Source organism: Methylobacterium organophilum (assembly GCF_022533465.1).
GTDB lineage: Bacteria > Pseudomonadota > Alphaproteobacteria > Rhizobiales > Beijerinckiaceae > Methylobacterium > Methylobacterium organophilum.
This window is the reverse complement of the sequence record NZ_CP092848.1, coordinates 4,178,035-4,191,173: the sequence shown is the minus strand read 5'-3', so window position 1 is coordinate 4,191,173 and position 13,139 is coordinate 4,178,035. Positions and strand designations below refer to the sequence as shown.

Sequence of the window (13,139 nt, the reverse complement as noted above, 5' to 3'; positions counted from 1 at the left end):
ACACGGACACGAATCCGCTAAGAATTATTTTTCGATCAACTTCAATGACTTGCCAACATATCCTCATCTTTTGGATGAGGTTCCGGGTCGCCCTCGCGGAACTTTGCCAGCCTGAAATTCCTTGAATTGGCCCAAAACCTCCCTTAACTGAAGATGAACGAAAGGCCTCGATCATCGGGGCGCCACAGGAATCCAGGAGGAAGGCTATGTCGGCCGGACTGTTCCAGACCCTGCCGGGCGCGCACGAAATGGGCGGCGCTCAGGCGCTCCCCAGCGAGCCCTGGCTTCTCCCGATCTCGGACCGCGAGGAGCGGCGCGAGGAGACCTCGTCGGAAGCGTTGCTTCAGGCGGTCAAGCTCTCGTCCCGCCGCTTCTGGCTCGCCGCCAACGCGCTCTGCGCCGTGCTGGCTCTGCTTCTGACGGCGCAGGTCGCCACCGACTGGCGCAGCCCCGTCGGCCAGCCCGCGAGCGGGCAGGTGGCCGAGGCCACGCCGCCGACGATCGCCGTGGAGAAGGCCTCGCTCGTCCACCACTGACGCCGGCCCTCGGGCCGATCGGTTCAGGACTCCTGGCGCGCCGGCTCCCGGCGCGCCTTTTCCATGTCCGGGGGCGCACCGGACTGGGCCGCCCGCAGGGAGGCGGCCATGGCGTTGAGGCGGGCCTGCGGATCCTCGGGCTGGATGACGCCGGCCGACATCACCAGCTTGGCCGCGTCGTCCACGCTGATGCCGACCTCGATGATCTCGGAGCGGGGCAGGTAGAAGAAGAAGCCCGTGGTCGGGTTGGGCGCGCAGGGCAGGAACACGCCGACATAATCGTGCCCCGCCTTCTCGCGCTCCTCCAGCGCCCCCTGCACCTCGCTCGCCGCCGGGGCCGAGAGGAAGACCACCGACCAGGTGCCCTTCACCGGGAACTCGACCAGGCCGACCGTGCGGAACGAGGTGCCGTTGGCCGAGAACAGCGTCTCGAAGATCTGGCGCAGGCCGCGATAGAGCCCGGAGATCACCGGCGTGCGGGCGAGGAGCACCTCGCCGAACTCCACCACCGAGCGGCCGACCAGGTTGGCGGTGAGGAAGCCGAGCAGCGTCACCGCCACGAAGGCGATGACCAGGCCGAGGCCGGGGATCGAGAAGGGCAGGTAATGGTCCGGCAGGTAGCTCGCCGGCACCAGGGGCTTCACCCAGCCGTCGATCAGCGCGATCACCCACCAGGTCAGGTAGGCGGTGATGGCGAGCGGACCCGCCACGATGATGCCGGTGAGGAAATAGGTCCGCAGGCGCCCGCGGGCGCTCACCCGCGTCTTGGTGCTCGCGGGCTCGGGGTCGGGGATCGGCGAGATCGTGGGCGCCACGCATGCACCTTGGGGGAGGCGGGCGCCGGCCTTTGAGGCCGGCACGCCGCAGGATTCTGCCCTGTGCCTGACGTAGCGGCTGCGCCGCAGCGCCTCAAGAGCCGCCGGCTGCGGCGTAGGCGGGCTGCGTCGCCGGGGGCGCCCGCCGCCGGGCCGCGGCGCGGCGCAGCCAGTACAGGGTCAGCCCGGTCCCGGCGAAGAGCGGCATCATCAGCGCGGCGAGGCAGAACAGCAGGGCGACGGGGGCGCCGAAGAAGCGGCCGCGATGCACCTCCAGCATGTTCTCGGCGATCTGCCGGCCGAGGGGCTTATCGGCGGCCGGCTGCACCGCGAGCAGGGCGCCGGTCTCGGCGCTGAAGCGCGCCTCGTCGCGGTCCTTCTGGCCCTGGCCGCCCGTGGCGGTCAGGAAGCGGATGCGGATCGCCTCCGCCTCCGGCCCCGGCAGGGCGATGACGGACAGGCGCGCCTCCCGGCCCGGCCCGGCCATGAAGGCGGCCCAGGCCTTGTCGAGGGCGAGGGGGCCGCCGGCGCCGCGCTTGCGCTCCGCCTTCGCCGCGGGCGAGGCACCGGTGAGGAGGAGGGTCGCCCCCGTCCGGTACCAGTCGTAGGACCACCACAGGCCCGAGAGGGCGATGACCGCGTAGACCGGGACCAGCCAGGTGCCGAGGACGGCGTGCAGCGACCACCAGCGCGCCCGGCCGGGCCGGGACAGGCTGGGCTTCAGCCAGATCCGCCAGCGATGCAGCTTGGGCCAGCGCAGGTAGAGGCCGGTGCCGAGGAAGACGAGGAGGGACAGGGCGCAGAAGCCGGTGAGCGTGCGGCCCCAGCCCCGGCCGTCCCCGGGCAGGAGGAGCCAGCGATGCAGGGCGCGGATGGTGGCGAAGGCCGCCTCCGTCCGGGCCTCGCCGCGGACCGCGCCGTCATAGGGGTCGAGATAGAGCGAGGCGGGCCGGGCGCCGTCCCGGCCGCGGGCGAAGCGCAGGCGGGGGGCCTCGGCGGGATCGCCCGACAGGGTCAGGGCCTCGACCCGCGCCCCGGGCCGCTCGGCCTGCGCCCGGGCGACGAGCGCTTCGGGCGTCAGCCGCCCCCGCCCCTCCTCCACCCGGACGAGGGCGAGGTCGGCATCGACGAGATCCCCGATCGCCTCCTCGTAGGAGAGCAGCGCCCCCGTGATCCCCATCAGGGCCAGGACGAGCCCGGCGGTGAGGCCGAGCGCCCAGTGCAGGCGGAACAGGACGCTGCGCAGGCGGGGAAACGCCGTCATTCAGGACTCGGGGTTCGAGGATCACCGGAACGGACGACCGGCGGCGAGGGCCGGGGCGATCGAGGGAAGGTCACAGGTCTCACCGGCGCGGTCGCGACGGTCGAGCCGCAGGGTCGCCGGCCCCTTTCGGCCGGCCAAGCAAGGATCGGGGATAGAGGAGCGCGCGAGGAGCGGTCAACGATCACCGGTACATGGCGCGCATGCATTCGATAGATTATAATTTTTATAAATCAGAACTCTCCGCTGTTCTTGCCGATCACGGCTGAAGCAGAAGCAAGGTCAGGCATCGACATGTTCAGGTTGCAAGACCGGTCGTCGGGCGCGGGCGCCGGCCCCGCGGCGGGAGCAGGCGGCCCATGCGGCGCGGCCCTGCGGCATGGCGACTTCGCCCCTGACCGCGGGCGGGGTTTCGGCTAAACGTCCCGTCGAAGACCCGATCCCTTGCCGCCCGTGGGCCCCGGATGTGATCCGCCGTGCCCTTCGAGCGTTTCCCCGCCGACGAGATCCGCCGCGCCTGCCGATGGCCAAGCCGAAGCCCCCAGCCCCACAGCCCGCCCCGAAGCCGCAGACCGCCCGCTTCGCCCTGCCGAAATCGGCGCCGCTGACCCAGGCGCTGGAGGCGCTCAAGCGCGGGGACAGCCCGACGCTCGCCAGCGTGCCGGAGGGTTTCGACACCCTGGTCGCCGCCGATCTCGCCCGCGCCCTGTCGGGCAGCTTCGAGGGGCCGGCGGTGCTGGTCCACGTCGCGCGGGATTCCGGCCGCTCCAACGCCTTTCAGACCGCCCTGAAATTCGTCGCCCCCGAGATCGAGGTGATGAGCTTCCCGGCCTGGGACTGCCAGCCCTACGACCGGGTCTCGCCGAACGCGGCCATCGCCGCCCAGCGCATGACGGCGCTCTCGCGGCTGACCCGCTCGCGCTCCTCGGAGGAGAAGCCCCGCATCCTCTGCACCACGGTGAACGCCATGGTGCAGCGGGTGCCGCCCCGGGACCGGGTCGCGGTCGAGACCTTCTCGGCGGCGATCGGCAACGTGGTGCCGATGGACAAGGTCGTGGCCTGGGTCGAGGCCAACGGCTTCCTCCGCACGGGGACGGTGCGGGACACCGGCGAATACGCCGTGCGCGGCGGCATCCTCGACCTGTCGCCGCCGGGTCTGCCCAACCCGATCCGCCTCGACTTCTTCGGCGACACGCTGGAGACGATCCGCGCCTTCGATCCCGAGACCCAGCGCACGGTGGGCTCCCTGCGCTCCCTCGACCTCGTGCCGATGAGCGAGGTGCAGCTCACCACCGAGACGATCCGGCGCTTCCGCCAGGGCTATCTCACGAGCTTCGGCGCGGCCAACCGGGACGACCGCCTCTACGAGACGGTGAGCGAGGGGCGGCGCTATGCCGGCCTCGAGCACTGGATGCCGCTGTTCTACGAGAGCCTCGACACCCTGTTCGACTATCTCGGCGACGTGCCCTTCCTGTTCGACGCGCAGGTGGAGGATGCCGCCGCCGAGCGCTTCGCCCTGGTCCAGGACTATTTCCAGGCCCGCGAGAGCGCCCTGAAGACGCCCCAGCCCGGGGTCGCCCCCTACAAGCCCCTGCCGCCCCGCGCTCTCTACCTGACGCCCAACGAGTGGAAGAGCCGGCTCGAAGCCTTGAGCGTGGCCCGGCTCACCCCCTTCGCCCAGCCGGATTCCCCCGAGCGCGCGGTGATCGATTGCGGCGCCCAGGCCGGGCGCAACTTCGCGCCGGAGCGGGCGAACGAGGCGGCGAGCGTGTTCGACGCCGCGGTCGCGCATATCCGCGCGCTGCAGGGATCCGGGCATCACGTGATCCTCGGATCCTGGTCCGAGGGCTCCCGCGACCGGCTCTGCGCCGTGCTGACCGATCACGGCCTGAAGAAGCCGATCGAGATCAACACCCTGACCGCGGTCAACGCGCTCAAGCGCGGCACCGACGTGGCGGTGGCGGTCTGGGGCCTGGAGGCCGGCTTCACCATCGACCGCCTCGCGGTGATCGCGGAGGGCGACATCCTCGGCGACCGGCTGGTGCGCCAGAAGCGCAAGTCGAAGCGGCCGCAGGACGTGATCCTGGAGGTGCAGGCGCTCCAGCCCGGCGACCTCGTCGTCCATGCCGATCACGGCATCGGCCGCTTCGTCACCCTGAAGACCGTGCACGCCGCGGGCGCCCCGCACGATTGCCTGGAGCTGCAATATACCGGCGGCCTGCTGCTGCTGCCGGTGGAGAACATCGAGCTCCTGACCCGCTACGGCTCGGAGGATTCCGAGGTCGCCCTCGACCGCCTCGGCGGCGGGGCTTGGCAGGCCCGCAAGGCCAAGATGAAGCGCCGCATCCTCGAGATGGCCGGCGAGCTCATCAAGGTGGCCGCCGCCCGCTTCGTGAAGCCCGCCCCCGCCCTCAAGGCGCCGGAGGGGCTCTACGAGGAATTCGCCGCCCGCTTCGCCTTCCAGGAGACCGAGGACCAGGCCAACGCCATCGACGCGGTGCTCGACGACCTCAATGCCGGCCGCCCGATGGACCGCCTGGTCTGCGGCGATGTCGGCTTCGGCAAGACCGAGGTGGCTTTGCGCGCCGCCTTCGCCGCGGCGATCTCCGGCAAGCAGGTCGCCGTGGTGGTGCCGACGACGCTCCTCGCCCGCCAGCATTACCGGACCTTCGCCGAGCGCTTCAAAGGCCTGCCCGTTAACGTGGCCCAGCTCTCGCGCTTCGTCTCGGCCGGCGAGCAGCGCCAGACCCGGGCCGGGCTCGCCGAGGGCAAGGTCGACATCGTGGTCGGCACCCACGCCCTGCTCGCCAAGAACGTGGCGTTCAAGGATCTCGGCCTCATCATCGTCGACGAGGAGCAGCATTTCGGCGTGGCCCACAAGGAGCGGCTCAAGGCGCTCCAGGCGGAGGTCCACGTGCTGACCCTCTCCGCCACCCCGATCCCGCGCACGCTCCAGCTCGCCATGACCGGGGTGCGCGAGCTCTCGATCATCGCCACGCCCCCCGTGGACCGGCTCGCGGTGCGCACCTTCGTGACGCCGTTCGATCCGCTGCTGATCCGCGAGGCGCTGCTGCGGGAGCGCTATCGCGGCGGCCAGTCCTTCTACGTGGTGCCGCGCATCGAGGACCTCGCCGAGGTCAAGCGCTTCCTCGATCAGGAGATGCCCGAGACCACGGTGGCCGTGGCCCACGGCCAGATGGCGGCGGGCCAGCTCGAGGACGTGATGACCGCCTTCTACGAGGGCAAGTACGACGTGCTGCTCTCGACCACGATCGTCGAATCGGGCCTCGACATCCCCACCGCCAACACGCTGATCGTGCACCGGGCCGACATGTTCGGCCTCGCCGCGCTCTATCAGCTGCGCGGCCGCGTCGGCCGCTCCAAGGCCCGCGCCTACGCCCTGTTCACGACCCCGGCCAACCGCCAGCTCACCGCCCAGGCCGAGCAGCGCCTCAAGGTGCTCCAGAGCCTCGACACCCTGGGCGCGGGCTTCCAGCTCGCCTCCCACGACCTCGACATCCGCGGCGCCGGCAACCTCCTCGGCGACGCTCAGTCCGGCCACATCAAGGAAGTGGGCTACGAGCTCTACCAGCAGATGCTGGAGGATGCGGTGACCGCGCTCAAGGCGGGCATCGCGGAGCCGGAGGCGGAGGCCTGGTCGCCGACCATCGCCATGGGCGCGCCGGTCACGATCCCCGAGAGCTACGTGGAGGACCTCACCGTCCGCCTCGGCCTCTACCGGCGCCTCTCGACCCTCGAGAACGACCAGGAGCTCGAGAGCTTCGGCGCCGAGCTGATCGACCGGTTCGGGCCGTTGCCCGGGGAGGTGGAGCAGCTCCTCAAGATCGTGACGATCAAGATCCTGTGCCGGGAGGCCAATGTCGAGAAGGTGGAGGCGGGCCCGAAGGGCATCGTCGTCCAGTTCCGCGACCGTGCCTTCGCCAACCCGCAGGGGCTCGCCGCCTTCGTGGTGGAGCAGGGCTCCTTCGCCAAGGTGCGCCCGGACATGAGCGTCGTCTTCATCCGCGAGCTCGATTCGGTGCCCGAGCGCCTGAAGGTGACGACGCAGATCCTGCGCAACCTCGTGAAGATCGCGGCCCGCGGGGGCAAGAAGGCGGCCTGATCGGCGCCGCCTTCGTCCGGACAACGAAAAAGGCGGACCTCTCGGCCCGCCCCGTCATCCCTGCGTCAAGAGACGCGATTACTTGTCGGGCTCGTTGAGGACGTAGGGGCCGATCCGGCTCTTCAGGTCCACGGGCGCGCCGGCACGGGGGCCGGCATCGTCCATGTCGATCACCGGGATGCCGCCGGCCAGCATCTGCTCCCGCAGGCGCTGAGCGAGGGCCGCCCGGGTCGGATCGGTGGAGGAGAGCTGGAGCAGGATCGCCGCGGGCCTGGCGATCACCGCGAGGACATCGTCGGCCGCCTCGATCGACGCGGTGACGCTCGCGAAACCGAGCCCCGCGAGGTCGGCGGCGAGAGAATGGTCGACGGCCCTGCGGCCATCATCGACGACGAGCACTTGTTGCAGCGCACCCATAAGCTCAAGCGTTACCCTATGTCCGGCCCCTTGAAAAGGGACCGCTGCCATAACCCCCACAGCCACGATTTGGTTCGCCGGCCCTCCGCGCCGGAGGCGGCCGCGGGGCGGCGCAAAGGGAGGAGCGGCCCTGCGGCCGCCTCCGGCAACGCGCGCCAACCCTCGCAGGGGCTTCATGAATTCGGGCTGAAGCGCGGCGCTTGGCGCCCCCTGCGGGGCCTCCGGCGGAGGGCCGTCAGGCAGCGGCGGAGGCGTCCGGCGTCGCGTTGCGGGCGGTTTCGACCGCCGCGACCACCCCTTCCGAGGCGGACAGCGCATAAGGCGTAGCCCGCCAATTCTCGTCGGAGGCCGGATTCGCGCTTCCGCGTTGCAGCGGAGCGGCGTTGCAGGCCCGGCCTCGGAAACCGATTCGCCCGTCGCCCTCGCGGCGCATCGCCATCAGGTTGGCCGGCAGGGCGAGTCGGTCCGGGCGGGCCAGCACCAGGCCGAGATCCCCGGCCTCGCCGCGCGGCCGGGAGAGGAGGGCGGTCTCGCCGAAGGCGAGAGCATCGACCACGCTCGACACGCGCAGGGCCTCGCCCGCGCGGATCGCCGGCCCAAGCGGGGCCGGTGCCCGGCGGGCGAGGATGACCGAGCGCAGGCTCTCGGGCAGGTCGCGGCCGGCGAGATTGCGCTCCAGGAAGGCGGGGACGACGAGATGCGTCGGGACGGGGCGGGCGAGGGCGCGGGCGAAGCCCTGTCCGTCGAAGACCGGCAGCGTCTCGAGGCTCGCGCCCGAGACGAGGGCCGCGGCCAGGCCCGTGGCGAGGCCGAGCAGGTCCTGCGCGCCGATCAGGCTGAGGATGCGCGCCTCGGGGGCGATCCGCGCCGCGCAGAGATGGGCCGCCGTGGCCGCGACCAGGGCCTCCGAGGAGCGGTAGAAGGGCGCTTCGGGATCGCCGCCGCAGAAGCTCACGAGGCCGCCGCAGGGGAGGGGCGGGGGCGGCGCGTCCTCCGTCCGGGCCGGGAGGTTGCGCCCGTCCAGCGCCATGGCGTCGAGATTGATCACCCCGTCCGGCACCTCGGGCCCGAAGGCGGCGAGATAGCGCAGCCCGAAATAGCGGGCGGCGACCCCGCAGAGCCGCTGGGCGAGGGCGAGGGAACCGAGCCGGCTCTGCGTCAGGATCGCGCAGAGGCCCGCGCTCTGGGCGGCGGCGAGCAGCTTCTCCTCGTCCCAGCTCACGGGCAGCAGGCAGGGCAGGTGGCCGGCCGCCTCGACGGCGAGGAAGGCCAGGGCGCCCTCGCTGCCGGGCGGCAGGCAGAGGCCGATCCGGCTGCCGGGCGGCAGCCGCCAGGCGCGCAGGCCCCGGGCGAAGCGCTCGACGATCTCGGCGGCGGCGGCATAGGTCCAGGTGATGGCCGGCCGGTCGCTCCAGGCGGCCTTGTCGGCGGGATCCACGAAGGCGACCCGGTCGGGATGCCGGCGGGCGGTGGCGGAGAGCAGCAGGCCGAGGCGGATGCGGGCGAGCGGTGCCAGACCCGGCGAAGGCGTCTGCGCCGCTAGTCCTGCCTCATCCCCGATCGGACGATGCGCCGTCACCTTGAGCGATCTCCTGCGCGAACCGCCGGCCGCGCCTCCGCTGAGAGATGGGCGGCCATGGTTAACGGCGCGTTAAGTCGGGCCGCCGGGGCTCCGATTTCGTTCACGATCCGGCGGGCGGCGCTTGAGGCGGCGCGGGCGGCAGTGTAGGGCGCAGGCGTCATGCCTTCGCCGCATTCCAGGGGAAAGCAGGCGCCCCGATCGTCCGGGCAGGATCGGTCCGCGCTCCAGGGTCCACGACGATCCCGGTGATTCGACGCGCCGGCTGTGCCGCCTCCGGAAAGGCCTGCCCGCGACCGTCCGCCCTCACGTTCGAACGCGCTTTCGCTGAAGGGGTCTTGAAGCCGATGTTTCCTGCAAACCGTCCCGCGCGCCCGCTGCGCAGCACCGCTCTCCTGGTCCTGGCGGGCCTCGGGGCCGGCCTCGCTTCGCCCGCCCTCGCCCAGTCGAAGAAGCCCGCCGCGCCCGCCCCGGCTCAGCCCGCCCCGGCGCCGGCTCAGCAGCAGCCCGCGACCAACGCCGCGCAGCAGCCGGCCAATGCCGGCCCGCAGATCATCAACGTGAAGTCCGAGCCGAGCCAGGCCAACTGGACCAAGGTGTGCGGCAAGGACAACACCAGCGGCACCGACGTCTGCTACACCACCCGCGACTTCGTGTCGGACAACGGCCAGCCCGTGCTCGCGGCCGCCGTCTACGACATGAAGAACGCCGCCCAGAAGCAGGAGGTGCGGGTCGTCCGCTTCCTGCTGCCGCTGGGCCTGATGCTCAACCCGGGCATCCGCTTCAACATCGACGGCAAGGAGACGATCGGCGGCCGCTTCGCGGTCTGCTTCCCGAACGGCTGCTTCGCCGAGGCCGGCGGCGTCACCAACGAGTTCATCGCCGCCCTCAAGAAGGGCAACACCCTCAACGTCTCGGTGCAGAACCAGACCCAGCGCGAGGTGGTGTTCGCGGTGCCGCTCGCCGGCTTCGGCACGGCCTTCGACGGCCCGGCGGTCGACCCGAAGGTGCTCGAGGAGCAGCAGAAGAAGCTCCAGGCCGAGCTCGAGAAGCGCTCCGACGAGATGCGCAAGAAGCTCGAGACGCAGCAGGGCGGTGCCGCGCCGGCCGCCACCCCGGCTCCCGCCGCGAAGTAAGCGAGCGCGTCCCGCGCAGGAACAGGGCGGTCGCCGGCCACGGCGGCCGTCTTTTTCTTTGTCGTCACGGCCGCGCCCCGTGCCCGGAATGACGAGGGGCGCCGCTGAACCTCAGCGGCGCCCCTCCGTCCTCGATCGCGCGGCTGCGGTCAGTTCGCCTGGCTGCCGCGCATCCGGTAGCCGCCGTGGGAATCCCGCTCGAACACCTCGGGGATGCCGTGGTGGCGCAGGGCCTCGCCCGAATGGTCGGGCACGAGGTTCTGCTCCGAGACATAGGCGATGTACTCGCTGTCCGCGTTCTCGGCGAGGAGGTGGTAGAACGGCTGGTCCTTGCGGGGCCGCACCTCCTCGGGGATCGCGAGCCACCATTCCTCGGTGTTGGCGAATTCCGGATCGACGTCGAACACGACGCCGCGGAACGGATAGATCCGGTGGCGCACCACCGAACCGAGGCCGAACTTCGCGGTTCTCATCGTCGTCGCTGTCATGGTCGTCTGGGTCATGCCCGGAGAGATAGGGACGGGGGCGGCCGTCGTCACCGTCGATGCCCCGCGACCCTGCGCCCCGATCACGGCAGATTGTAGACCTTGGCGAGCTCCGGATCCTTCGCGGCGACGAGCTTCGCGAGGTCGACGATGACCTTGGCCTGCTTCCAGGTGGCGTCGTCCTGCATCTTGCCGTCGATCATCACGGCACCGGTGCCGTCGGGCATGGCCTCGACGATGCGCACGGCGAAGGCGACCTCCGCCGGATCCGGCGCGAAGACCGTCTTGGCGAGCGCCACCTGGCTCGGATGCAGGGTCCAGGCACCGGCGCAGCCCATCAGGAAGGCGTTGCGGAACTGGACCTCGCAGGCGGCCGAATCGGAGAAGTCGCCGAAGGGGCCGTAGAAGGCCTTGATGCCGTTGGCCATGCAGGCATCGACCATCCGGGCGATGGTGTAGTGCCACAGGTCCTGCTGGGCGGAGGCGCGCTCGGCATCGCCCTTGGGATCGGCGATGACGCGGTAATCCGGGTGGCCGCCGCCGACGCGGGTGGTCTTCATGCCGCGCGAGGCCGCGAGATCGGCCGGGCCGAGGCTCATGCCGTGCATGCGGGGGGAGGCGGAGGCGATGGCGTCGACATTGGCCACGCCCTCGGCCGTCTCCAGGATCGCGTGGACCAGGATCGGCTTGGTGACGCCGTGGCGCGCCTCGAGCTGGGCCAGCAGCTGGTCGATGTAGTGGATGTCCCAGGGGCCCTCCACCTTCGGCACCATCACCACGTCGAGCTTGGAGCCGATCTCGGCGACGATCGTGAACAGGTCGTCGAGAATCCAGGGGGAGTTCAGGGCGTTGATGCGGGTCCAGAGGCCGGTGCCGGTGGCGGCGAAGTCCGTGGCCCGGGCCATCTCGACGAAGCCCTTGCGTGCCGCCTCCTTCTGATCGGCGGGGACCGCGTCTTCCAGGTTGCCGAGCACCACGTCCACCGTCTTGGCGAGTTCGGGCACGCGGGCGCGGACCTTCTCGTTGTGGGGCGGCACGAAGTGGATCATCCGCTCGAGCTTGATCGGAAGCTCGCGGAAGGGTTCCGGCGCGCCGGCGGCGAGCGGCTGGAAGAAGCGGCGCGGCAGTTTCATGGGGTGTTCGCTCCTCGAGACTGTTCTTGGTGGCCCGGTTCGTTGGCCCGTCGCGGGACGGGAAGGGCTGCCTCCCGGTTAGTGCAGGGCCGCCCGTCCCGTAAAGCCTCGATGGGAGGGACCTTTCGGCGGAGGGCGGGTCCGCGCGACGTTCCCGTTGCCCGAGTCGTCGCGCGGCATGCTTGCGATGTCCCGGCGCGGGGCCAAGAAAAATAACTCGTCGTCAAGAAGTCGATGAGATATTGTTCATGTCTCTTCAGTCTTCGTCTCGTCCGAGGTGTTGTCGCGCACGGATGCCAGCTTCCCGACCGCTCCCCGCAGGCTCCGGCCGGAACCATCCGCGCCCGAACGTCTTCCACGGACGAGGTGGGTGAAGGTTCGACTGTCGACCGGTGTCGAAGGACCGGCGGCAGGGGAGGCTGTGGCCATGTCGGGATTGACCAAGCGCCACGTGCTCGCCGGTGCGTTCTCTCTGACGCTGGCGGCGGGCACGGCCGAGGCGAGGCCCACGCACCGCAAGATGCTCGACAAGTCGGCCGGGCGGCCGGACGGGGAGGGCGGCGAGAGGCAGGGGGACCGCACCGCGTTCACGGCCGAGGAGGCCGCCCATGCCAGGCCCGCCGGCCTTCCGCAGGCGTTCCGGATCGCGGGCGACGACAGCGAGGCCTTCGCGGCCCTGCTGGCCGGGGCTTCCCGCGCCGCCGATCCCTGGCTGGTGATGTCGGGCGGCGGCGAGAACGGCGCCTTCGGGGCCGGGCTCCTCTGCGGCTGGTCGCAGGCCGGCAACCGGCCGGAATTCGGGGTGATCACCGGCGTGTCCACGGGCGCCCTGATCGCGCCCTTCGCCTTCGTCGGCGCCCAGGCGGACGACGCGCTGCGCCGAAACTACACCGAGATCTCCGCGGCCGACGTGTTCGAGTTCGGGGCGACGCCCGTTTCGCTGACCGATACCTGGCCGCTCAAGGAGCGGATCGACGCCGCGGTCACGCCCGCGCTCCTCAAGGCGGTGGCCGCCGAGCATGCCAAGGGCCGGCGCCTGCTCGTCGCCACCACGCAGATCGACACGGAGCGCCCGATCCTGTGGGACATGGGCGCGCTGGCGCGCGAGGGCGGCCCGGCGGCGCTGACGCTGTTCCGGGCGATCATCCTCGCCTCCACCGCCGTGCCCGGCGTGTTCCCGCCGGTGCGCCTCCCCGTCGTCTCGGCCGAGGGCAAGGCCTTCGAGGAGCTGCACGCGGATGGCGGGGCCATGGGGTCGTTCTTCCTCGCCCCGGCCGAGGCGGTGGCGGGCGAGACGAACCGGGCGCTGACGCTGCCGGCCCGGGAGGTCTATCTCATCGTGCACAACCGGCTGACGCCGGAATTCCAGATGGCGGGCCTCTCGACGCTCGGCGTGCTCGGGCGCAGCATGTCGGCGGCGATCAAGGCGCAGACCCGGGCGGCCCTGGCCCTGACGCGGGCCTATGCCGCCCGCACGAATCTCGACCTGCGCGTCGCCCAGATCGACGGACGCTTCCCCGACATCTCCGCCGCCCCCTTCGACCGGGGCTACATGCGGGCCCTGTTCGCCCATGGCGAGGCCCTCGGCCGGGACGGGACCGGGTTCGCGCCGGCTGCCCAGTCGAACGATCGGGCCCTCGCGGCGATGCGCTGA

At 71.3% G+C, this 13,139-nt stretch carries 10 protein-coding genes; 4 read left to right on the top strand and 6 right to left on the bottom strand.

What is annotated here, in order from left to right:
• The first annotated feature begins 206 nt into the window (after window positions 1–206).
• Complete coding sequence (locus MMB17_RS19770) at window positions 207–536, top strand: hypothetical protein (RefSeq protein WP_238311324.1); 330 nt, start codon at window positions 207–209, stop codon at window positions 534–536.
• Between the two features lie 23 nt (window positions 537–559).
• Here the strand turns inward: MMB17_RS19770 and MMB17_RS19765 are convergent, their stop codons facing one another.
• Window positions 560–1,351 carry a DUF502 domain-containing protein gene (locus tag MMB17_RS19765; protein WP_238311325.1) on the bottom strand — a complete coding sequence of 264 codons (792 nt, stop codon included), beginning with the start codon at window positions 1,349–1,351 and terminating at the stop codon, window positions 560–562.
• 94 nt (window positions 1,352–1,445) lie between these two features.
• A complete protein-coding gene (locus MMB17_RS19760; protein WP_241100002.1) occupies window positions 1,446–2,615 on the bottom strand; it encodes a PepSY-associated TM helix domain-containing protein in 1,170 nt (389 codons plus the stop codon).
• A 520-nt stretch (window positions 2,616–3,135) separates the two neighbouring features.
• Here MMB17_RS19760 and mfd point away from each other — a divergent pair.
• Window positions 3,136–6,735, top strand: a complete 3,600-nt coding sequence (gene mfd, locus MMB17_RS19755) for a transcription-repair coupling factor (protein ID WP_241100001.1) — start codon at window positions 3,136–3,138, stop codon at window positions 6,733–6,735.
• A gap of 78 nt (window positions 6,736–6,813) precedes the next feature.
• Here the strand turns inward: mfd and MMB17_RS19750 are convergent, their stop codons facing one another.
• On the bottom strand, window positions 6,814–7,152 hold the full coding sequence (locus MMB17_RS19750) for a hypothetical protein (RefSeq protein ID WP_238311328.1): 339 nt from the start codon (window positions 7,150–7,152) through the stop codon (window positions 6,814–6,816).
• 235 nt (window positions 7,153–7,387) lie between these two features.
• Window positions 7,388–8,731 (bottom strand): AMP-binding protein, encoded by a 1,344-nt coding sequence (locus tag MMB17_RS19745; protein ID WP_241100000.1) that lies wholly within the window; start codon window positions 8,729–8,731, stop codon window positions 7,388–7,390.
• A 347-nt stretch (window positions 8,732–9,078) separates the two neighbouring features.
• Here MMB17_RS19745 and MMB17_RS19740 point away from each other — a divergent pair, with 347 nt between their 5' ends.
• Window positions 9,079–9,867, top strand: coding sequence for an invasion associated locus B family protein (locus MMB17_RS19740; protein ID WP_238311330.1), 789 nt, complete (start codon window positions 9,079–9,081; stop codon window positions 9,865–9,867).
• A 149-nt stretch (window positions 9,868–10,016) separates the two neighbouring features.
• Here the strand turns inward: MMB17_RS19740 and hspQ are convergent, their stop codons facing one another.
• Entirely contained in the window at window positions 10,017–10,355 is a 339-nt protein-coding gene (hspQ, locus tag MMB17_RS19735; protein WP_238311331.1) for a heat shock protein HspQ, read from the bottom strand.
• An 80-nt stretch (window positions 10,356–10,435) separates the two neighbouring features.
• On the bottom strand, window positions 10,436–11,485 hold the full coding sequence (locus MMB17_RS19730; protein WP_238311332.1) for an HpcH/HpaI aldolase/citrate lyase family protein: 1,050 nt from the start codon (window positions 11,483–11,485) through the stop codon (window positions 10,436–10,438).
• 427 nt (window positions 11,486–11,912) lie between these two features.
• Between MMB17_RS19730 and MMB17_RS19725 the strand changes: the two genes are divergently transcribed.
• Entirely contained in the window at window positions 11,913–13,139 is a 1,227-nt protein-coding gene (locus tag MMB17_RS19725) for a patatin-like phospholipase family protein (protein ID WP_241099999.1), read from the top strand.

Coding starts and splice junctions, on each gene's coding strand:
- MMB17_RS19770 (WP_238311324.1), top strand. CDS start 207: ATGTCGGCCGGACTGTTCCAGACCCTGCCGGGCGCGCACGAAATGGGC.
- MMB17_RS19760 (WP_241100002.1), bottom strand. CDS start 2,615: ATGACGGCGTTTCCCCGCCTGCGCAGCGTCCTGTTCCGCCTGCACTGG.
- mfd (WP_241100001.1), top strand. CDS start 3,136: ATGGCCAAGCCGAAGCCCCCAGCCCCACAGCCCGCCCCGAAGCCGCAG.
- MMB17_RS19750 (WP_238311328.1), bottom strand. CDS start 7,152: ATGGGTGCGCTGCAACAAGTGCTCGTCGTCGATGATGGCCGCAGGGCC.
- MMB17_RS19740 (WP_238311330.1), top strand. CDS start 9,079: ATGTTTCCTGCAAACCGTCCCGCGCGCCCGCTGCGCAGCACCGCTCTC.
- hspQ (WP_238311331.1), bottom strand. CDS start 10,355: ATGACAGCGACGACGATGAGAACCGCGAAGTTCGGCCTCGGTTCGGTG.
- MMB17_RS19730 (WP_238311332.1), bottom strand. CDS start 11,485: ATGAAACTGCCGCGCCGCTTCTTCCAGCCGCTCGCCGCCGGCGCGCCG.
- MMB17_RS19725 (WP_241099999.1), top strand. CDS start 11,913: ATGTCGGGATTGACCAAGCGCCACGTGCTCGCCGGTGCGTTCTCTCTG.